This is a genomic window from uncultured Draconibacterium sp., from assembly GCF_913060805.1.
In the GTDB taxonomy this organism is placed as follows: domain Bacteria; phylum Bacteroidota; class Bacteroidia; order Bacteroidales; family Prolixibacteraceae; genus Draconibacterium.
Genome location: NZ_CAJXTC010000057.1, coordinates 1 through 21356, shown reverse-complemented (window position 1 = coordinate 21356; position 21356 = coordinate 1). Strand labels below are relative to the sequence as shown.

Sequence of the window (21356 nt, the reverse complement as noted above, 5' to 3'; positions counted from 1 at the left end):
AAAAGAAAAAGAGTACCTACAAAATTACATTAATCCCTTGTCTGTTTCATAAGAATAGAGAGGGAATGAGGGAGAGTAATCCTACAATAGCTTACGTAAATCGTTATTAGTGATTCCCGGTATTCACAAATGTTTTATATTAAGAAAGTTTCAGACTGATAATCGCAGATTTATTTCTTCTTCGTAAATCCGCGAAATCTGCGTGCAACCTATTCCACCCACTTTTTAAACACCAAAGTAGCATTGTGTCCACCAAAACCAAAACTGTTGGTAATGGCCACATCAACATTAGTATGCACGCTTTCTCTGGTAACAATGTTTATCGTTTTCGGAATTACCGGATCAATCTCGGTAGTATTTATAGTTGGTGTAATTATCCCGTTTTCGATGGCTTTAATACAAAGAATCGATTCCACCGCTCCGGCAGCTCCCAGCAAGTGTCCGGTCATCGATTTCGACGAACCGATTTTCAGATTCTGCGGATTTTCGCCAAACAATCGTCGAACCGCATTTATCTCACTGATATCGCCAATAGGTGTTGATGTAGCATGTGCATTCAGGTAATCCACCTCACCGGGTTTCACTCCGGCTTCTTTCAACGCAAACTCCATGGCTTTTGAAGCGCCTTCGCCATCGGGATGCGATGCGGCCACATGGTAGGCATCCGAGGTCATGGCTGCTCCCACCATTTCGGCATATATTTTTGCACCACGTTGTTTAGCGTGTTCGTAGTCTTCCAATATCAGGGTTCCGGCACCCTCTCCCATTACAAACCCATCGCGGTTTACATCAAACGGCCGCGACGCCAACTCGGGGTGCTCATTATTTACCGACAACGCACGCATGGAATTAAAACCACCGATTCCCATTTCAATAATTCCGGCTTCCGATCCTCCGGTTACAAAAACCTTGGCTTTCCCCAATTTTATGTAGTTGTAGGCATCCATAATGGCCGTGTTCGAAGTAGCACAGGCCGACGATGTGGTAAAGCTCATTCCTTTCAAACCATACTTTAGCGAAATCATTCCCGCCGCCATATTAATCAGCATCTTTGGCCCCAACATCGGGCTAAAACGAGGAATGTTGGTTTTGGCATAAACTTTTACTTCCTTTTCGTAACAATCCATTCCGCCCTGGCCCGATCCCCAAATCACGCCAATGTCGTACGGATCGATGCTTGCCAGATCCAAACCACTGTCTTGCAAAGCTTCGCCGGTAGTAACCAGTGCATATTGCGCAAACAGGTCGGTACATTTAATATCCGACCGGTCGAGATGCTCCTTTACGTTAAAGCCTTTGAGCTCGCAGGCAAATTTTGTTTTAAAATTGGATGTATCGAATTTGGTGATTGGTGCAGCTCCACTTGTTCCGCTCACTGCGTTTTTCCAGAATTCGTTTATATTATTTCCGATAGGAGTTAATGCTCCCAAACCGGTGATTACAACACGTCGTTTTTCCATAAATAAACGGCATTACCGCTGGCGGCATGCAAAATTTTATGATTCAGTTTCTTAGTTTGATCACAACAGCATTACTGCAATTGTGTTATTGAGACAAATATAACCACTTATTTAAAAGATGAACTTTCTGTGCCCTTCAAATTCAGTTTTAATCCATCTCAATGCGGTTCAAATGCAGTCCTTCGCTTTGAATAGAACGCGCATATTTTACCGCCGGTTTTCCGAAAAGCAACACACCTGCAATCACATGATCTTCGGGAAGACCGATTTTAATTCCTAATTCAGGAACAATATCGCGAATTATCCATTTTACAAAACCATTCCACAGCGTGCCAAGGCCGTTACTGTTGGCCAGCATTTCGAAATAACTTATGGCAATAGTAGCATCGGTTTCGGGCGTGGCAATTGTTTTTGGTGCCGAGGCAATCAATAAATGCGGAGCATTACGGAAAATAACGTCGATTTGTTTGCTGTACCACAAACGTTGAAAATCGTTCATAAATACCATCGGTGCCGGAAGTTTTCCTTCGTCGAAAGCCTTTTTGATTCCTGCATACGCCAGCTCCCGAAATTTTGCCAGGTCATTCTTATTATCAACCACTGAAAACAACACTGCATTTTTGTTGTGCCCGGTAGGTGCATAAGCGGCCGTTGCCAGCAATTCGTGAATGAATTCTGGCTTCAGTTCATCGGACTTGAATTTACGGATCGAGCGGCGTGTTTTTACCAACTGTGCCATCGCCTCCGGATCAACAATATTCTTTTTAACCGGAATACTGTCTTCCGGATTTTTCCCTAAAATTGATAACGCTGCCGATGGACAAATAGCCAGACAGTGCTGACATTTTATACACTGCGCTTCTTTTCCTTCTTTAATTTCTGGGTATTCGCTTTTTGGGTTGATCACCAATGTTGGGCAATCGGCGGCACACAAACCACATTGGGTGCATTTCTGCTTATCTATTTTAAAATCGATCATTTTGGTTTTTGTTTTTGGTAGCACAAAGATAGCAGTTGCAATGAGAACACTCTTTTTGCGTTTCCGCCAAATGGGTAAAACAAAAAACAGGTAACATTTAGCTCATTAGCTACTTGTTACCTGTTCTTCATCTAAAACCTATTCTAGTGGAATTAGTATTTCCATTTGTTCGCCAGCCTCACCAGCGATAACATTACCGGAACTTCAACTAAAACACCAACTACTGTAACCATTGCAGCAGGCGATTGTAATCCGAACAATGCAATTGCCACGGCCACGGCCAACTCGAAAAAGTTGCTGGCACCAATCATCGCTGCAGGAGAACAAATGGCGTGCGGTAATTTTAATTTCCGGCCACCAAACCAGGCTATAAAAAAGATAAAGTAGGTTTGAATAACCAGTGGAATGGCAACCAGCACAATAATCAGCGGATTTTTAACGATAATATCTCCCTGAAATGCAAACAACAAAATCAGCGTAAGCAACAAGGCAATTATCGACACCGGCTTAAATCTTGGAAGGAAGATGCTCTTGAACCAATCTTGACCTTTTCGTTTAACAAGTAGTTTATGGGTGATGTAACCCGCCAGAAGCGGCACAACCACAAATACAACTATACTGGCAACCAGCGTGTCGTACGGGATGGTAATATTTGTTATTCCCAATAGTAATCCCACAATCGGGATAAACGCCACCAAAATAACCAGGTCGTTTACCGAAACCTGTACCAGCGTGTAGTTCGGATCTCCGTTGGTTAAATAGCTCCACACAAAAACCATGGCTGTACAAGGTGCTGCTCCCAGTAGAATTGCTCCGGCAATGTACTCACCGGCCTGCTCGGGCGAAATAAAAGCCGAATAAAGTTTTGAGAAAAAGATCCAGGCAAAAAATGCCATGGTAAAAGGTTTTATCAACCAGTTTACAACTAATGTGAGGATTAAACCTTTGGGGCGTTTGCCCACATTCTTAATGCTCGAAAAATCAACCTGTAGCATCATCGGATAAATCATCATCCAGATTAAAATAGCAACCGGAATATTCACCTTGTATATTTCCATATTGCTCAATACCTGGATGCTGTCTCCGGCGAAGTGCCCGATGCCAATTCCCACAGCAATACAAATTGCCACCCACAGACTGAGGTATTTCTCAAAAAAACCGATTTGTTTTTTGCTGTTACCCATTTCTTGTTCCATTAACTGTTACACAAAAAGTGATCTACAGTTGTGGTTTAATATCCTCTTCGTACAGTTTGTAAAACCGTTCTTTGATTTCGTCGCGCACCCGAATAAACTCGCTCCAGATAAACTCATCGGTGCCGGTAGCGTGCGACGGATCGTCGAAGCCGATGTGCAGGCGATGTTTCACTTCACCGAAAAAAGCAGGACAATTTTCGTTGGCACCACCACAAACGGTAATTACGTAATCCCATTTGTCGTTTAAGAATTTCTGAACCGAATCAGAAGTATGTCCGCTGATATCGATACCAATTTCGGCCATTGCTTTAACGGCTTTACGGTTAAGTTTTCCGGAAGCTTCAGTACCTCCTGACTCTACCTGAATACGCTCATCAAACGATTGTAAAAAGCCGTGTGCCATTTGGCTGCGGCAGCTGTTACCTGTACAAAGAATTAATACTTTCATTTTATTTTTATTGAATTTTATTATGATTTACATTCATAATCTCCCACATTCAGACCATTTAAGAATTGTTCGATTATTGCTTTTACCTCGGTAATTTTCTCCGGATTCAAACAGTATTTTGTACGAACGCCTTCGATATGACCTTGTATCAAACCGGCTTCTTTTAACTCTTTAATGTGCTGATTAACGGTGGTTCTTCCCAATGGTAATTCTTCCGAAAGATCGCCGGTTATGCAACTGTTTGCTTCCGACAGGTACTGCAAAATTTTTAAACGTGCCGGATGCGCCAACACCTTAAACCAGGCGGCCTGCGTTTTCAGCTCCTCCTCAAATAAATCCGTCTTTGATTGTACCATTGCTGTTTATTTTGACGCAAATATACGTCAAAATAAATCCCGACGTATATATACATCTAAACAAATCATTAAATTAAGGTAAACTGATTATTTCTAATTTAACAGATTCATTGAAAAATTCAATCTGTTTTACCCTAAACCCTAACGGGAACCAGATTGATTTTTTGGGTTTCACCCTTTAGGGTTGGAGTAAAAGTCCCAAAAAATTGTATTGAAAAGATAATCTGTTAATGTAGAATTATTTACTAAAGGTATATTGGTTTTAAAACCACTCGCGTTTTCGGAAAATGAGGATACCGATAAGTGCCAGAACCACCGAAATTCCGAGGATGAGGAAAAATGCCCAACGATGTGTTTCCAGGTTGTTTGGCACGTTCATTCCGTAAAAACTGGCCACAAGAGTCGGTATCATTAAAATAATGGAAATGGAAGCCAACTGTTTCATTACCACGTTCAGGTTATTCGAAATTACCGAAGCAAAAGCATCCATCATTCCACTTTGAATGTCGGAATAAATTTGCGCCATATCCAGGGCCTGTTTGTTTTCGATAATGGCATCTTCCAACAGATCTTCGTTAATCTCGCTAATCGAGCGCCGGTTTCCATTTTTTAATTTGGCCAAAACCAGCTCGTTGGCTTTTATCGAAGTAATAAAAAACACCAGGCACTTTTCCATTTTCAGCAATCGGTTCAACTCCTGATTTCGGATCGATTTTTCCAGATCCTGCTCAATAATGGCAGTTTGCTGGTTAATATATTTCAGGTAACGCAAATAAGTATTGGCAGTGCGCAGAAACAGTTTCAGTGCAAAATTCAGCACGTCTTTCACCGGCCGAACATTATCGCGGTACAGCGACGGGCTATCGTAAGGCAACACCTCGTTTTCAACCTGACAAATGGTAATGGTAAAACTATCGGTCATGAAAATACCGAGCGGAACCGTAAAATACGGAACACCGTTATCTTTGTCGGGCACCGGAATACGAATAATGATCAGCGACCAGTCGTCATCGTGTTCAATCCTCGAACGCTCGTCGGCATCGAGAATATCGCGCACAACATCTTGCGGTACATTAAAATCTTTAGTAAGTAATTCTATTTCGTTGGCGGTAGGTTGCGTAACGTTGATCCAGCAACCGCTTTCCGGCTTTTCAATTTCGTTGTATCCACCAAAGGTTTTGAAAATTTTCAACATGGTATTACCTCCTCTGTTTTTTACCGGCAGGAGGCAATGCGGCTCCTAGCGGTAAGAGTTATTTTTTAATTCTCGATGATACGGGCCTTCGTCCATATTAATTTTCGTTTTTTTTGAATTCGCCTGCAAAGGTAGTTTTAAACCGCCAAAACCCGGCTTTTGTTCTAATAAATATGTTAATGAACTCTTAATGCCACACACAACCGGGGTCATTAACAACTCGATAAGAAATGTTAACTCTAATTAACTTTAATTCTGTTCAACAATATATTTAAAGCGCTACCTTTAATCCCGGAAACAAAAGAAACCGCATGAGATGGATTTTTTACATAGTATGTTTTTTGCTGCTCGGAATCAATTCGGCAAGCGATAATGTGCTTCCGTCTCAAACAACTTCGCGCGAAACATTTTGCGCCAGACAGATCAATCAAAACGTTATCATCTCTCCCGATCAACTGATTTCGGAAGATTTAGATACCGAATATTTTGCTCCGGGATCGGGAATAGTAGTATCCAACGAACCACCTTCTTATTTCTCCGAGAAAGGAAAAGATGTTGATGCATGTTCTCCGGCCGAGTACTCCTTTCTTTTATCGGCCTGGTTGATCGACCTTCCACCACCCTCTTTAGTGTGATCTAAAATCGAGTAACATTTTGCCAATACTAAATCGATTGGCAGGCTTGTACTCATCTCCCGTTCAGGGAAAAACAATTATTCACACTAAAAAAACACGATCATGAGAACAATACTAAATTTTAATGAATACACACAAAATCAAGCAATTAACCTTGAAAAAATTAATGATAGTTCAAACCAGGTAGAAATAGTTGAAGTAAACTACACCACAGATAGTAATCTGGAGCTTTTGCTTCAATCGCCACTCTTTATTCGTACGCCACGAAATATTAAAATTACGGGAGACCGGCTGACATTAACGCTGGAAGAATTTGTTCGGGCCGATTACCCCGACCGGGCGCCGGAGTTTGCCTGGGCCAGCTTTTTTTATCACACTTATGTACGATTTCATCACATCTCGTTTTTACTACCGGGCGATGATTTTTACATGATAAAATCGGCCGTGCTTCCTGAAGCCCTTTACCTGAAAATTGTTTTAGGAATGGCTGATTAAAACTGGAGTTTTTGTTTTTGCAACCATATAAACCTGAGTTTGACTTTAAAATATTTTCACAGAAAGTCATAATTGCGTCAGATTTGTATTTAAAATTCTGCAGGAATAGCGGGTTATTTCAAAGGGTTTTAAATGCAAAGATGACGTGAGAAGGACTTTCCCGTTTGGGCTTTGCTCTTTTTGCCATAAACTTCCCCCAATTTTCTCGAATTATCCCGATAGTACTTCAAAAATCGGTGAAAGTTTCTGACTAAAAATAGCTAAAGCTGTGAGTTATTTTAAAGTTAAACTCAGGTTAAGTTCATTAAAAGAGGGTATGCCGTTTGGCTACCCTCTTTCATTTTCCTGTTATTATGATTCTTTATCAGGCCTTAATTTTCTCGTATAAGCCCATCAGTTTTGTCTGATATATTTCTTTGATCTGTTCTTCGGCTTCGCCAATTGGTTTTACCGGTATCAGATCTTTTACCTCATCGGCCGACATTCCTGATTTAAAGAATATAGACAGCGACTTTTTCAAGGTAGCTTCCACTGCTTTTTTGGCTTCTTTCTCATCCAAACCTGTCGCTTCCGCAACTTTTAGCATTTCTTCCCACTGGAACCAGAAATAGGTTGGCAACATAGCCGAAACAATAGCATATCCTTCCAGTTTATTCTCTGCCACTTCGAAGTTTTTACCCAAGGCTTTAACTAATTTCAGGAAGCTCTTTTTTGCTTTTTTGTTGGTTTCAGGATGAAATGCTACAGGATTGTATCCTTTGTTTATGAGGGATGTTGCGTTCGGAATCATGCGTACAACTTTTGAAGTTCCCAAAGCACCGGCAATCTTTTCGATGGTAACTTTTGGTGCCAGCGAAAGTACTTGCGTATCTTCTATGACCACATCTTTTATGGCTGCCAATGTTTCGGCCATAACCGGCGGATGAACAGCTAAAACTACCAATTGCTGTTTTGCGGCATCTTGTGCCGATTCAGCTGCTTCAATCTGCGGAAATAAATCTTTAAGAGCACTTAGTGTTTCGCTGTTTGGTTCGAATACTTTAACGTTGTCAAAAGCAACTTTTTTGTTTTGAAACGCCTGCAGAAAGATCTTTGTGATCCGTCCGCCACCAATAAATCCAATGGTTTTTGTTTTCATTTTTTGAGTTTTATTGTTAGTTGAAAATAGTTACATCACATAGTTAAAAATGAGACCTACAATTACGATTCCGGCAGCAACAATGCCCACAAAGGCTGCAATTAATTGCCACTTTAATACCTTCTTAAGAATGATTATCTCGGGAAGCGACAAGGCAATTACCGACATCATAAATGCTAATGCAGTGCCCAACGACACTCCTTTTTCGATGAGTACACTTACAATTGGGATAATTCCGGCTGCGTTAGAATACATGGGAACGCCCATTAAAATAGCCAATGGAACACCGTACCAGTTTTCTTTCCCAAGCAGCGAGCCAAGGAAATCTTCCGGAACATATCCGTGTGCTCCTGCCCCAACCGCGATACCGATAATGATGTAAATCCAGATTTTGCCTACAATTTCGCGAACCGAATCAAATCCTTTTTGGATACGGTCGCTAAACGAAAGTTTTTCTTCCTCAACACCTCCAGCATTTGCTTTCACGCTGTACACCCAATCGGCCACATATTTTTCCATTTTTAGTTTCCCGATCAGCCAGCCCGAAAAAATAGCAATCGTTAAACCGGTGCCCACATAAATAAGTGCCACTTTCCATCCGAATAAACCAACCAGCAAAACAAGTGCAACCTCGTTTACCATAGGTGCTGCAATTAAAAAAGAGAAAGTAACTCCAATTGGAATACCGGCTTCAACAAATCCCAAAAACAGCGGAATTGCCGAACACGAACAAAAAGGAGTTACAATACCTAACAAAGCTGCCATTATGTTTCCGGTAAACAGCGATTTCCCCTGCAACAATTTTCGCGTCTTCTCAGTAGAGAAATAGCTGCGAATTATTCCTACTCCGAAAATAATAAGTACCAGCAGTAACATCACTTTTGGCACTTCGAAAATAAAAAAGCGCAGTGTCTCGGTTAAGTGTTTTCCGGCCGTCATTCCTGCCACATCGTCGATAATTAAATCGGCAATGTTTTGCAGGTTCATGTACAATAATAGCCAAACTGGTAACATAAAAAGCGGGAGTAACCAACCGTTTGTTTTTCTGTTTAATGCAATCACTTTCTCTCTCATCTCGTTTTCCATTCGTATTTTTACGAACTATTTCGTTAAAATTTTTTACCTCAATAATCGTTGCAAGCTCCTACTCTTAATTCACTCACAGCAATCAACATTATCCACAACAGCAACACTTTGGCTTATCCGATTTCTGCTCACCTAAAATATTGCGAATATCATCGGCACAACATTTTCCTGAAGGATTTAGCGTTTTACAATCCGAGCCTGTACACGCGCCGGTTGTATCTTTTATATCCTGCAAACTTTTTGCGCCTTTGTCGATTGCAGAGCGAATTTCTGCTTCGCTAATATTTTTACAATAACAAATTATCTTATCCATGGTAAAACAAATAGGATTAGAATATAATAAACACCCACACCAATAAAAAGCACGGCAATTACGCGGCGAAACCAAATCTCAAAGGTTTTCATTTTGTTGTACAGGTTACCGATTGAGCCAACGCTAAAGGCAATAAGCCATGCAAAAATGATAACCGGAATTCCGGTGGCCAGTGCAAAAACAATTGGCAGGTACAAGCCGCTGGCACTGCTTATGGTCATCGGGATGAGTATGCCAAAATAAAGAACGCCGCTATACGGACAAAAGGCTAGTGCGAAAACAATTCCCAGTAATAGCACGCCCCAAAATCCGCTGTTCGAGCGGTTTTGCATTTTTTCGGTTAGCGAACCAACTCCCGGAATTGACAGTTTTAAAACGCCTAACATAAAAAGTCCAATTATTATAAGTAACGGACCTAAAATCTTTTCGCCCCAGGTTTGAAAAAACGAAGAGAACTCGAACTGACTGGCCCCTAAAAAGAACAACAATCCGATTGCTGTGTAAGAAAAGGCACGTCCTAAAGTATAAACCAAACCATTAAAAAATACCTTTTTCTTGCTGGTAATATCTTTACTGATGTAGCCAATAGCTGTTATGTTGGTTGCCAGCGGGCAAGGGCTTATGGCGGTCATAAGCCCCAGCATAAATGCCGACAATATCGGAATTTCTGAGTTCTCAAAAATTGTTTGTAATACCTCCATATTCGATTAGAGCAGCTCGTCAATTTCAGACTTTAAGCGCTGTTCAAATTTTTCAGGTTTGGTGCGTGCATTCATAAATGCAGAACTGGTAAGGTCAACCATTTCGTCGCCTTTTACCAGCAATAACGTTTGTCCGCTAATTTTATACTTTTTCACCAACGGATTATCTTTCTCCTCTTCGCGATTGATCGACTCGAAAGTTACTTTTCCTTTGTAGTTCTCCTCGATTGTTTCTTTGGCAACTTTTTCAACGGCCTGGCAAGTCACACAGCGGTTTGTTGCATGAAAATAGTAGGCTTTTACTTCGCTTTTTTGTTGAGCTACAGCACATCCGTCACCCGATGCATTTGGACCACTTTTAGCCGCACCTGAACAACATTGAGCATTTGCTGATAATGCGCCAACAAACAGCATAATACTTAAAATACTAATTAATTTCTTCATAACATTTCTGTTAAAGGTTGTTGATATTTTTATTACTAAATCGGTTGTGTCGTTGGTTATTACGACAATAATTCTTTCAATTCTTTATCTCCCGGAAGTCGTCCACTCATAACAACTTTCCCGTCGACTACCAGCGCCGGTGTATTCATCACACCAAACTGCATAATCTTATAAATGTCTTCCACTTTTTCGATCGATGCCTCAACGCCTAATTCACTAATGGCGTTTTTTGTCCGCTCTTCCAGCTTTTTACACTTTGCACAGCCGGTTCCTAATACTTTTATATCCATTTTTCCTTGGTTTTTTTGATTTATTGTTCGCTAAATCACGAACGATATGTGTAAAATTTTTAGTCTATTTTCAAAAAATCTTTGAACAACTCCTGTGCTTCTGCCCAGTTTTCTTTGTTCACACAATATTTAATTCGGGGAGCTTCAATTTCGCCCTGAATCAATCCTGCATCCTTTAATTCTTTTAAATGTTGCGACAAAGTTGACTTTGCAATTGGCAGCTCGTCACTTAAATCGCCACTATAGCAACAACTCTGTTTGCCCAGCAATTGCAGCACATACACACGCACCGGATGTCCAAGCGCTTTTGCGTAACGGGCTATTTTTTGTTGCTGATCTGTAATAATTTGTACTTCCATCTATCCACATTGTTCGTTGTTCGCAAAAGTACGAACAGTTTTTCGAAATATGAATTTATCGTTCCATTTAATTAATATTTATTTTATATCGCTTGCGACACTAAATATTATTCTTACATTTGTATCGCGCACGATATTTTCATAAAAGACAAATAAGAAAACAATTAAACAATGGAAAACAATTTTTATCAATTTAAAGCAACAAGTTTGCAGGGCAAAGAAGTTGCCATGGACAGCTACAAAGGGAAAACAGTTTTAGTGGTAAACACGGCTAGTAAATGTGGATTAACTCCCCAGTTTGAAGGACTGGAAAAACTGTACAAAGAATACAAAGACAAAGGATTGGTGATTCTGGGATTTCCGTGTAACCAGTTTGCCAACCAGGAACCCGGCGACGAAAAATCAATTGCCGAAGGTTGCCTGTTGAACTATGGTGTAACTTTCCCCATGTTCTCAAAAATCGATGTAAACGGCGAAAATGCCCACCCTATTTACAAGTACCTGAAAAAAGAATTGGGTGGAACTTTGGGTAGTAAAATCAAATGGAATTTCACGAAATTTCTGATCGATGCCGAGGGTAATCCGGTAAAACGATTTGCACCAACCACAAAACCGGAAAAATTGGAAGGCCACATTGCAAAACTTTTGCAGAATTAAATGCAGAAAATGAACGATGACAAATCGTAATAAATGAAGCCGCTGTTGAAACGCTGCAGCGACTTCATTTTTTATCTTTACACAAAAAATAAATCACATGGAATTCGAACAGTTAAAACTCAGTAATCAGCTTTGTTTCCCCATTTATGCTGCCTCGCGCTTGATAACTCGCACCTACCAGCCAATGCTCGACGAACTGGGAATTACCTACCCGCAATACCTGGTTTTAATGGTGCTTTGGGAACACGATTCCATGCCGGTAAATACAATTGCCAAAAAGCTGATATTGAATACTAACACCATTACTCCGCTTTTAAAACGAATGGAAGTGCAGGGAATTGTAAAACGCACCCGATCGGAGGAAGATGAACGAAAAGTAACGGTTACCCTTACAGAAAAAGGGCACCAGTTGCGCACGCAGGCAGCTGAAATACCGGAAAAGCTGGCCGCTCAACTCGACACCGACAAAATCTCGGTTGAGGAACTAATCGACCTGCGCGAAAAACTTAACCGTTTGATTGATTCGATGACAGATCGATAGCCGGCAGCTTCCTTTAAACTTCTTTAGTATTTCCCCTCCATAGCACCGCCCCTTGCGCATAAATTTCCTAAATTCGCAGCAAATTCAAATGCGTAAAAATGAATCAGCGAATACTTCTCCTAATTGGGTTGATCCTTATATTTCAAGCCTGCAACACCGGCACATCGAAATACATTGCCAATAACGGAACCATTTATGGCACTTACTACAACATTAAATACGAAAGCCCAAACGGCGAAGATCTTCAGACTGCTATTGATGAAGAGCTACAGCGGCTGTCGCACATTTTTTCGCATTACGACAAGCAGGCGACAATAACAAAAGTAAATAACAACACTCCTGTTGAGCTTGAGCCGGAATTTGTAACCTGCTTTTTAAAAGCTGAAGAAATTGCAAAAATTACAAATGGCGCTTTTGATATTACTGCCGGTCCACTGATCAGCGCATGGGGATTTGGCCCTGAGGATCGTCAGAAAATGACGGATGAAAAAGTTGATTCGTTAAAGCAAATTTGTGGCTATGAAAAGATCGGCCTGGAAAATGGCAAGATCGTAAAGGAAAATCCGCACATGACCATAAACATGAGTGCCATTGCCAAAGGTTACACATGCGACCTGATCGGTGAATTTCTGCAAAAGAAAGGCTGCCTGAACTACATGGTTGACATTGGCGGCGAGGTTGTGGCAAAAGGCGTGAACGACAAAGACAAAGTCTGGACTATAGGAATTCGCGAGCCCATCGAAAATCCTTTTGAGAACGAGTTAAGTGCAGCTTTAATGCTTGATAATCGCGCCATGGCAACATCAGGTAATTACCTGAACTTTTACGAAGAAGACGGTAAAAAATATGCGCACACCATCGACCCGATTTCAGGATACCCGGTACAGCACAGTTTATTAAGCGCTTCGGTAGTTGCCAACGACTGTATGACTGCTGATGCTTTTGCCACAGCTTTTATGGTGTTGGGTAAAGATGTAGGTATTGAAATTGCGCGCCAGGTGCCGGGAATGGAAATCTATTTTATTTATGCCGACGATAATGGCGAAAACCAGGTTTATATGTCGGAAGGTTTTGGCGAAATGCTTAGAAAATGAGCGTTCTCGTTACAAACTAACAACGTATTAATATAAAGTTTTCCTAAAAAATAAGGATCGGAGCATTAACTCATTTATCCCGATACGCTCCGCTATCGGGATTAGTTCGACCATCAAATTACAGTTCGTTTCTCTCCTGTAATTTGGGTCTCACTGAATAAAAAAAGCCGGTTACTTACCGGCTTCTGTATCTGTTATTAAATTCAATTTTTTGAATTGCAGTTCTTTTCGGGCGTCGCGCTGCGCCAGCTTATCTTGCGTGGTTGCACAATAAACACCGTTTTTCTTTAAATGCGAGTTTCCTCCAACGTGCGTATTCGGGAATTTTCCTCCTTTAAGAAAAACAATCCTCATCGCCATTCCCAACATTCCAATGCCCAGTAAGGCAACTGCCAATAAAACTACTTTTAAAATTTCCATATCCTATCCCTTTGAAACTTTGCTATGCAAAATTAAAGTTTTCTAATTAACTAACCCTATCTAAATAACTAATTTAACGGCAAATTGTTGCTGTTCATCTAAAAGTTTCACCGCTTCACAAGTCATTTTCGTAAATTCATGATAACAAAAAACAAACAAGTCATGGAAAAACACATCAACGTAGTTGCTACACTACAAATTGTCTACAGCATTTTAGGACTTCTCATCGCCGGAGCCATTTTTGCACTGTTTCACGTAATTGGCGATTTTGCCGATGATCACGACGCAGAAATTGTACTTTCAATCATCGCCAACGTAATCATGATCATTGCTTTTGTAGTGAGTTTGCCGGGAATTCTCGCCGGAATAGGTTTATTCAAACGTAAAGAATGGGCACGAATTCTTACACTCATCATCTCTGTACTGAATCTTTTCAGTTTCCCAATCGGAACGGGAATCGGTGTTTATTCAATCTGGGCACTGGTGCAACCAGAAAATGTAGAAGCATTTAAAAATTAACCCGGAGAAAAATCTTTTTCTACTTTTACAAAAAACAATCAGTATAACATGAACCTCATTCAATTGAAAGAAAGTGCGGAAGAAAAGAACCGCATTGAGAAACTTTTAAACCGTACTCAAAAAGAACTTACTCAGGAACAAAACAAGTTAATTCAACTCGAAAAAGAACTGCAGAAGGAGTTTGAAGATGTTAAGCGACTGGAAGAAGGTGGATTAACCAGCCTTTTTCATGATATTTTAGGAACCAAAGAAAAGAAGCTTGACAAAGAACGGCAGGAATATCTGGCAGCCAAACTTAAATACGAGAATTGCCAAAAACAGGTTGAAAACCTTAAGCAAGAGCTTGAACGACTAAGCCGCGAATTGCAGCAATGCGGAAATCCTGAACAAGATTATAATGCGCTCTTATCAGCAAAAGAGCAGCAACTAAAAGCTGCAAACGATGGCACACTTCAGAAATACGAAAAACAACTGGGATACTACTTTTCGCAAAAGAAAGAAGTGAACGAAGCAATTCATGCCGGCAAAATGGCCATCAAAGGTTTAAAGCTGGCACTGAACTCTTTGCGCAAAGCACAAAACTGGGGAGCATTCGACATGGTTGGAGGTGGCCTATTGGTAACAGCTGTAAAACATTCGCAAATGGACGAAGCAAAAGCACTGATCCACGATGTGCAATACTGGCTGCGCAAATTCAATCGCGAACTTAAAGATGTGCAGGTTAACCAAGTAAGCTCAATGGATTTGCAGCTGGACGGACTTACTACTTTCGCCGATTACTTTTTCGACAACCTGATTATGGACTGGGTAGTACAAAGCAAAATCAATCGCTCGTACGATGGTTGTGTCAATGTACTAAATCAGGTTTCCAGAATTGTCAATCAATTGCAGGCTGCCGATTCCACTTTAACCGATAAATACACAACCACGAAAAAAGAACTAACCGACTATTTGGTACAAGCTTAATCAGGCTTTCAATATTATTCTTATTACTTTTACGTTCGCTTGAATGTAAAAATATGGTTCAATACGAAATTAGAGTTACCGGCCGGGTTCAGGGAGTAGGTTTTCGCTACTACGTGCAGCAACAGGCCAAATTACTAAATGTAACCGGTTGGGTACGCAACACCGTCGATGGCGGTGTAATGGTTCTGGCACAAGGCCCCGAGCCTGCCGTAAAAACACTGGTAGATTATCTTTGGGTCGGGCCTCCCCTTTCCCTCGTAAAAAGTGTTCACCATGCCGAGCTGCAGGTGATTGAAACGTATACCGATTTTGAAGTCAGGTATTGATTTCACTCCTTATTTACAGAACTTCATTTGAACAATCTAAACCACATAAAATTGGAAAATAAAAACTATCATATGACTCCGGAACAGTTCCGGAAAGAAGGCAAAAAAATAATTGACTGGATTGCTGATTATTACGAACAAATAGAAGATTATCCGGTGCTTTCGCAGGTAAAACCCGGTGACATTATCAACTCATTACCGGATGCAGCACCTCAACAAGGCGAAAGTATCGACGAGATGATTAAAGACCTCGATGAGAAAATAATGCCGGGAATCACGCACTGGCAATCGCCCAACTTTTTCGCCTATTTTAATGCTAACACTTCATTTCCTTCAATTTTGGGAGATTTGGTTTCCTCAGGACTTGGCGTGCAGGGAATGTTATGGGCCACCAGTCCGGCAGCGACAGAAGTTGAAACCCGGGTACTCGACTGGCTGGCCGATATGATGGACATGCCCAAACATTTTCGGTCAACTTCATCGGGTGGCGGTGTTATTCAGGATACCGCATCAACGGCAGCATTAACAGCTATTATTGCAGCACGCGAAAGGGTTACAGCGTTTAAAACGAACGAAAACGGACTGGATAAAAAGTTGGTGGCTTATGTCTCTTCACAAACCCACACATCGGTAGAAAAAGGAATAAAGATTGCCGGAATCGGACGAGCCAATTTGCGATTGATCGACGTAGATAAAAACTGTTCGATGCGAACCAACCTGCTCGAACAACAAATAAAAATAGACTGCGCCAAGGGATTAATTCCATTTTTTGTTTGCGGAACTATTGGTACAACATCATCAACTGCAATCGACCCACTACCAGAAATTGGAAAAATCTGCAAACAGGAAAAATGTTGGTTTCATATTGATGCGGCATCGTTAGGAACAGCAATGCTTTGTCCTGAATTCCGACATTTAGCCAATGGCGTTGAACTGGCCGACAGTTACAGTTTTAATCCACACAAATGGATGTTCACCAACTTCGATTGTAATGTTTTTTGGGTGGCCAACCGCAACGAACTGATTAATACTTTTTCCATTCTACCTGAATATTTACGTAACAAAGCCACAGAATCGGGCGAGGTGTTTGATTACCGCGACTGGCACATTCAATTGGGCCGGCGTTTCCGGGCGTTAAAACTTTGGTTTGTAATTCGACATTATGGCGTTGAAGGACTTCAGCACCTTATTCGCGAACACGTACGACTGGCCAAAGAATTTGAAAGCTGGGTAAAAGACTCCGAAGATTTCGAAGTGGTTGTTCCGACAACAATGAATTTGGTTGGTTTCCGTCATAAATCAGATGATGCGTTCAACCTGAAATTGATGAACACCATTAACGAAGCCGGAAAGATCTTTTTTACCCACACAAAATTAGACGGGCAAGTTGTGCTTCGTATGAATATCGGGCAAACACACATTGAAGAAAAGCATGTAAAGAATGCCTGGAAAATAATTCAGGAAACTGCGAAAACTTTAGAATAGAAATTGAATAGCCGTATTGTGTCATAATCATTATTACAACGTCATGCTGTCCGTCAGCTGACGGATTCAGCATCTATCATCACTCAAATTCAATAATTTGGAATGAAGACCCTGAAATAAATTCAGGGTGACGTACTGATTAGACTCTTAACGGACATTCATGAATCGAAGAAGTAGAAATTACTTCTTAACCTCCTTTTTATAAAACTTACAAACCTCGGTTAATCCGCATTTCTCACACTTGGGTTTGCGAGCCAAACATGTGTAGCGACCGTGCAGAATAAGCCAGTGATGTGCTTTTGGCACTAATTCTTCAGGAATATATTTCATCAATTGCTGCTCGGTTGCCAGAGGCGTTTTTGCATTTGTACTTAATCCAATACGAGCTGCAACTCTAAAAACATGGGTATCAACAGCCAGCGCCGGTTTATTGTAGACTACCGAAGCAATAACATTGGCCGTTTTTCGTCCAACGCCGGGTAGTTTTTGCAGGTCATCAACATCGCTCGGAACTTCGCCATCAAATAACTCAATGAGCTTTTGCGCCATCCCGACCAGGTGTTTGGCTTTGTTATTCGGATACGAGCAACTTCTTATGTAATCGAAAACTTCTGCCGGCTCCACTTCCGCCATTTTGTACGGAGTTGGGAATCGTTTCAGCAATTCGGGAGTAATTTGATTCACCCTTTTATCGGTGCATTGAGCCGATAAAATCACTGCAACGATCAGCTCAAACGGATTCCCGTAATCGAGCTCTGTTTCTGCAATTGGCATTGATTTTTCAAAATAATCTATGATGTATTCAAAGAGTTCTTTCTTTCTCATTTTCTAATTTTTTTCAAAAATAACCGAAATTTTTTCTCATAAGGTGTAACAAAAATAAATAAGCACAGTCATATTAAATGAATTGCTTAAGCATCGTTTCTCCCCCTACGTGAAATGGTTTTAAGTAATAATTAAACAGCAAAATAAAAAGCCGGTTCATGCCGGCTTTTTCCGTTTCACAGGTTATTAATACTAAGTAGTGAATAAAAAATGTCCAGAAAATTCCACTTCACCTAAAAATCAAGCAGATAAATTTTATTTTTGTTTGAAATTGTGAAGGAGGAATCGTTTTGAAGAGAAGAATTTACGTAGTTGTGGTAGTAGTTGGGTTGGCAATTCTGGCTTTCAAATTACAATCGTTCGTAGGAACAGAAAAGGCAGAGGCACAAGCCCCACAGGAGATTGCTGTTGTTGAGCCTGAATATAATCCCGTTATTGAAATTGAGAATACAGTTACACGTTTCGATAGTTTACTGGAACAAAATTTAAAAGAATCGGGAACTGTTGGAGCTGCAGCAGTGATTACCTACAAAGGAAAAATTGCGCTGGTAAGATGTTATGGTGTTCGGAAAGCCGGAGAGAAAAATCCGGTGAACGAAAATACGGTCTTTCGTCTGGCTTCCGTTTCAAAATCGGTAACCGGAGTTTTAGCAGGAATTCTTGATGAAGAAAATATCGTAAAACTCGACGACCGCATTGTTGACTACCTTCCCAATTTCAAACTCAAAAATCCGGAATACACGAATCAACTTACCGTTCGTCATTTATTGAGCCACACCTCAGGATTGATTCCACACGCTTACGATTTAATGGTTGAAGACAAAGTGCCATTGGAACAAATTATTGAGCGACTGGATCAGGTGGATCTGACTGCTGCTCCCGGGCAACTTTATGGCTACCAAAATGTGGTTTACAGCATTTACGACCCGATTACATGTGCAAAAACACACCAGACTTTTGAGTCGGTGATTAAAGAAAAATTATTCCAACCGTTTGGAATGGCCGATGCTTCGGTGAATTTTGAAGATTTTAAGAACAACGACAACAAAGCATATCCACACTATAATCGCGGGCACAACCGTTACAGCCCAATGCGCCTGAACGACCGCTATTACACCACTGCTCCGGCAGCCGGGGTTAATGCCAGCATTTCTGATTTGGGGCATTTTCTGTGCACTTTAACCGACGATAATTCGGAGATATTCGATACAAAAGCACGTCAAACGGTTTTTACTCCGCAAGTAAATTCGCCGTTAAAGCGTACCTATTTCCGCAGCTGGGGCCGCGATGTAAAATCAAAACGTTATGGTATTGGCTGGCGAATTGTAGATTACAAAGGTCGCGAAATTGCTTACCACGGCGGATATGTTTTGGGTTACAAAGCTGAAATTGCCCTTTGCGACCAGGAAGATATTGGCATTGCCATTTTGAGCAATTCCCCAAACAGCGCCACAGCCAAAAACATTCCTGCTTTCCTGAATATGTTGTTTGATTACAAAGACAGCGTGGCCTTACAAGAAGAAGAAAAAGACGATTCTTCGCAAAACAAATCGTAAATCATGAAACCATTTTTACAAGCTGAAAACCTCTCGAAACGATGGGGAGAGTTAATGCTTTTTGAAAATATTTCCTTCACTGTTTTTGAAGGAGCTAAAGTTGCGCTTATTGCAAAAAACGGAACAGGAAAATCTTCCCTGCTCGATCTTTTGGCAGGAAAAGAATCGCCCGACGAAGGTGTGATCACACTCACTAACGATGTTAAAATGGGCTATTTCGAGCAGATTCCTGACTTGAACCCGAACAACACCGTTATTGAGGAGGTTTTTGAAAGCGACAACGAAAAGATAAAAACAGTAAAAGCTTTTGAGCTGGCAGTTTCCCATAACAAACAGGATGAGATCACAGCTATTTCGGCAAAAATGGACGAGCTGAATGCCTGGGCCATTGAAGTGGAAATTAAGCAGATCCTGACAGAGCTGAAGATCAATTTCCTGGAGCAGAAAGTTTCTGAGCTTTCAGGTGGCCAACAAAAACGACTGGCGTTGGCAAAAGTGCTAATCAATCAACCTGATCTGGTAATTCTTGACGAGCCCACTAACCACCTCGATCTGGAAATGATTGAATGGCTGGAAGCTTATCTCGAGAAAACAAAATCTACGTTGCTGATGGTAACGCACGACCGCTATTTCCTTGACCGTGTTTGTAACGAGATCATCGAAATGGAGGACAACCAGATTTACCGTTACCAGGGTAATTACTCGTATTTTTTGGAAAAACGCGACGAACGCATTGCCATGCAACAGGCCAGCATAAGCAAAGCAAAAAACCTGATGCGCACCGAAATTGAGTGGATGCGCCGCATGCCAAAAGCACGGAGCCACAAGGCAAAATATCGTGTCGATGCGTTTCAGGATTTAAAAGACAAAGCCTCGCAAAATATTCGCGAAGATAAAGTGGAAATGAACGTGAAGTCAGCACGACTGGGTAAAAAGATTGTCGAGCTGGAGCATGTTTCCAAATCGTTCCCCGGTGTAAAGCTGATCGAAGATTTTTCGTATAAATTTCAACGTTTCGAAAAAGTGGGGATTGTGGGTAAAAACGGTACCGGAAAATCTACCTTCCTTAACTTGTTAACCCAATCATTAACTCCCGATTCAGGCGCCATTGAAATTGGCCAGACGATAAAATTCGGCTACTATCGCCAGGAAGGAATTGCTTTCGATCCGCAGGAAAAAGTGATTGAAGCGGTACAAAAAATTGCTGAGTTCATTCATTTTGAAGACGGTTCGAAAATGAGTGCCACTCAAATGCTGACACATTTTCTTTTTCCGCCAGAGACACAATACAATTACATTGAAAAGCTGAGTGGTGGCGAGCAGCGACGTTTATACCTGTGCACGGTTTTGATGCAAAATCCGAATTTCCTCATTCTCGATGAGCCAACCAACGACCTGGATATTATGACGTTGAATGTACTGGAAGATTATCTTCAGTCGTTTGCAGGTTGTGTGGTAGTGGTTTCGCACGACCGCTTTTTTATGGATAAAATTGTGGATCACCTCTTTGTTTTTGAAGGCGAAGGAGTGATTAGTGATTTCCCGGGAAATTACACTGTTTACCGTAACAAAGTGGAGGAAGAGGAGCAACGAAAGGCAAAAGAAGAATCTAAAAAGAAAGCCGAAGCAAAAGCAAAATCGGAAACTGTTGCAAAACCGTCTCAACCGCAAACAAAAAAGAAATTATCGTATAACGAAAAACGTGAATTTGAGCAGCTGGAAAACGAAATACCGGAACTGGAAGAGCAGATTGGAGAATTGGAAGAATTGCTCAATTCAGGCACATTGAACCACGACGAATTATACGAAAAATCGTTGCAATTAGACGACATGAAATCGCAGCTTGACGAAAAAGAATTACGTTGGCTGGAA

At 41.1% G+C, this 21356-nt stretch carries 26 protein-coding genes; 11 read left to right on the top strand and 15 right to left on the bottom strand.

Annotation, left to right across the window (positions count from 1 at the left end; genetic code table 11):
* Positions 1-209 precede the first annotated feature (209 nt).
* The 6 genes from fabF to QZ576_RS21495 form a co-directional block, all read right to left on the bottom strand.
* Complete coding sequence (fabF, locus tag QZ576_RS21520) at positions 210-1460, bottom strand: beta-ketoacyl-ACP synthase II (RefSeq protein WP_297101436.1); 1251 nt, start codon at positions 1458-1460, stop codon at positions 210-212.
* 148 nt (positions 1461-1608) lie between these two features.
* Positions 1609-2439, bottom strand: coding sequence for a nitroreductase family protein (locus tag QZ576_RS21515; protein ID WP_297101433.1), 831 nt, complete (start codon positions 2437-2439; stop codon positions 1609-1611).
* 152 nt (positions 2440-2591) lie between these two features.
* Complete coding sequence (gene arsB, locus QZ576_RS21510) at positions 2592-3623, bottom strand: ACR3 family arsenite efflux transporter (protein ID WP_297101430.1); 1032 nt, start codon at positions 3621-3623, stop codon at positions 2592-2594.
* Between the two features lie 34 nt (positions 3624-3657).
* The gene (locus tag QZ576_RS21505) at positions 3658-4083 is read right to left on the bottom strand and encodes an arsenate reductase ArsC (RefSeq protein ID WP_297101427.1); all 426 of its coding nucleotides are present in this window, start codon (positions 4081-4083) and stop codon (positions 3658-3660) included.
* Positions 4084-4103: 20 nt separating this feature from the next.
* On the bottom strand, positions 4104-4439 hold the full coding sequence (locus QZ576_RS21500) for a helix-turn-helix transcriptional regulator (protein ID WP_297101424.1): 336 nt from the start codon (positions 4437-4439) through the stop codon (positions 4104-4106).
* 262 nt (positions 4440-4701) lie between these two features.
* Complete coding sequence (locus tag QZ576_RS21495; RefSeq protein ID WP_297101421.1) at positions 4702-5634, bottom strand: magnesium transporter CorA family protein; 933 nt, start codon at positions 5632-5634, stop codon at positions 4702-4704.
* 311 nt (positions 5635-5945) lie between these two features.
* Between QZ576_RS21495 and QZ576_RS21490 the strand changes: the two genes are divergently transcribed.
* Positions 5946-6269 (top strand): hypothetical protein, encoded by a 324-nt coding sequence (locus QZ576_RS21490; RefSeq protein ID WP_297101418.1) that lies wholly within the window; start codon positions 5946-5948, stop codon positions 6267-6269.
* A 102-nt stretch (positions 6270-6371) separates the two neighbouring features.
* A complete protein-coding gene (locus tag QZ576_RS21485; protein WP_297101415.1) occupies positions 6372-6764 on the top strand; it encodes a hypothetical protein in 393 nt (130 codons plus the stop codon).
* A 364-nt stretch (positions 6765-7128) separates the two neighbouring features.
* On the opposite strand, the gene QZ576_RS21480 is transcribed toward QZ576_RS21485, so the two are convergent.
* The 7 genes from QZ576_RS21480 to QZ576_RS21450 form a co-directional block, all read right to left on the bottom strand.
* Positions 7129-7902 (bottom strand): NAD(P)-binding domain-containing protein, encoded by a 774-nt coding sequence (locus tag QZ576_RS21480; RefSeq protein ID WP_297101412.1) that lies wholly within the window; start codon positions 7900-7902, stop codon positions 7129-7131.
* A 30-nt stretch (positions 7903-7932) separates the two neighbouring features.
* Positions 7933-8988, bottom strand: coding sequence for a permease (locus tag QZ576_RS21475; protein ID WP_297101410.1), 1056 nt, complete (start codon positions 8986-8988; stop codon positions 7933-7935).
* A gap of 88 nt (positions 8989-9076) precedes the next feature.
* Positions 9077-9301, bottom strand: a complete 225-nt coding sequence (locus QZ576_RS21470) for a (2Fe-2S)-binding protein (RefSeq protein WP_297101409.1) — start codon at positions 9299-9301, stop codon at positions 9077-9079.
* Positions 9289-10002: an aromatic aminobenezylarsenical efflux permease ArsG family transporter gene (locus QZ576_RS21465; protein ID WP_297101408.1), complete on the bottom strand. Its 714-nt coding sequence runs from the start codon at positions 10000-10002 to the stop codon at positions 9289-9291. Before QZ576_RS21465 ends, QZ576_RS21470 begins: the two co-directional genes overlap by 13 nt.
* 6 nt (positions 10003-10008) lie before the next feature.
* Positions 10009-10446 (bottom strand): nitrophenyl compound nitroreductase subunit ArsF family protein, encoded by a 438-nt coding sequence (locus tag QZ576_RS21460; RefSeq protein ID WP_297101406.1) that lies wholly within the window; start codon positions 10444-10446, stop codon positions 10009-10011.
* Between the two features lie 59 nt (positions 10447-10505).
* Entirely contained in the window at positions 10506-10736 is a 231-nt protein-coding gene (locus tag QZ576_RS21455) for a thioredoxin family protein (protein WP_297101403.1), read from the bottom strand.
* Between the two features lie 59 nt (positions 10737-10795).
* Positions 10796-11095, bottom strand: a complete 300-nt coding sequence (locus QZ576_RS21450; RefSeq protein WP_297101400.1) for a helix-turn-helix transcriptional regulator — start codon at positions 11093-11095, stop codon at positions 10796-10798.
* 171 nt (positions 11096-11266) lie between these two features.
* On the opposite strand from QZ576_RS21450, the gene QZ576_RS21445 reads away from it, so the two are divergent.
* From QZ576_RS21445 to QZ576_RS21435, 3 genes are all read left to right on the top strand, one after another.
* Positions 11267-11752 (top strand): glutathione peroxidase, encoded by a 486-nt coding sequence (locus QZ576_RS21445; protein WP_297101395.1) that lies wholly within the window; start codon positions 11267-11269, stop codon positions 11750-11752.
* A gap of 97 nt (positions 11753-11849) precedes the next feature.
* A complete protein-coding gene (locus QZ576_RS21440; protein WP_297101391.1) occupies positions 11850-12293 on the top strand; it encodes a MarR family winged helix-turn-helix transcriptional regulator in 444 nt (147 codons plus the stop codon).
* A 98-nt stretch (positions 12294-12391) separates the two neighbouring features.
* Positions 12392-13387, top strand: a complete 996-nt coding sequence (locus QZ576_RS21435) for an FAD:protein FMN transferase (RefSeq protein ID WP_297101388.1) — start codon at positions 12392-12394, stop codon at positions 13385-13387.
* Positions 13388-13558: 171 nt separating this feature from the next.
* Here QZ576_RS21435 and QZ576_RS21430 read toward each other — a convergent pair whose 3' ends face one another.
* Positions 13559-13807 carry a hypothetical protein gene (locus tag QZ576_RS21430; protein WP_297101385.1) on the bottom strand — a complete coding sequence of 83 codons (249 nt, stop codon included), beginning with the start codon at positions 13805-13807 and terminating at the stop codon, positions 13559-13561.
* A gap of 162 nt (positions 13808-13969) precedes the next feature.
* Between QZ576_RS21430 and QZ576_RS21425 the strand changes: the two genes are divergently transcribed.
* From QZ576_RS21425 to QZ576_RS21410, 4 genes are read left to right on the top strand one after another with little or no spacing between them, the layout of a single operon-like run.
* A complete protein-coding gene (locus tag QZ576_RS21425) occupies positions 13970-14326 on the top strand; it encodes a hypothetical protein (protein ID WP_297101381.1) in 357 nt (118 codons plus the stop codon).
* A 48-nt stretch (positions 14327-14374) separates the two neighbouring features.
* Complete coding sequence (locus QZ576_RS21420; RefSeq protein ID WP_297101379.1) at positions 14375-15292, top strand: hypothetical protein; 918 nt, start codon at positions 14375-14377, stop codon at positions 15290-15292.
* Between the two features lie 53 nt (positions 15293-15345).
* Entirely contained in the window at positions 15346-15618 is a 273-nt protein-coding gene (locus tag QZ576_RS21415) for an acylphosphatase (protein ID WP_297101376.1), read from the top strand.
* Between the two features lie 51 nt (positions 15619-15669).
* Positions 15670-17103 carry a pyridoxal-dependent decarboxylase gene (locus QZ576_RS21410; protein WP_297101375.1) on the top strand — a complete coding sequence of 478 codons (1434 nt, stop codon included), beginning with the start codon at positions 15670-15672 and terminating at the stop codon, positions 17101-17103.
* Between the two features lie 180 nt (positions 17104-17283).
* Here the strand turns inward: QZ576_RS21410 and nth are convergent, their stop codons facing one another.
* The gene (gene nth, locus QZ576_RS21405; RefSeq protein ID WP_297101373.1) at positions 17284-17928 is read right to left on the bottom strand and encodes an endonuclease III; all 645 of its coding nucleotides are present in this window, start codon (positions 17926-17928) and stop codon (positions 17284-17286) included.
* Positions 17929-18218: 290 nt separating this feature from the next.
* Here nth and QZ576_RS21400 point away from each other — a divergent pair, with 290 nt between their 5' ends.
* Positions 18219-19484, top strand: coding sequence for a serine hydrolase (locus tag QZ576_RS21400; RefSeq protein WP_297101370.1), 1266 nt, complete (start codon positions 18219-18221; stop codon positions 19482-19484).
* A gap of 3 nt (positions 19485-19487) precedes the next feature.
* Positions 19488-21356: ABC-F family ATP-binding cassette domain-containing protein (locus QZ576_RS21395; protein ID WP_297101366.1), on the top strand; the 1869-nt coding region annotated here is incomplete at its 3' end.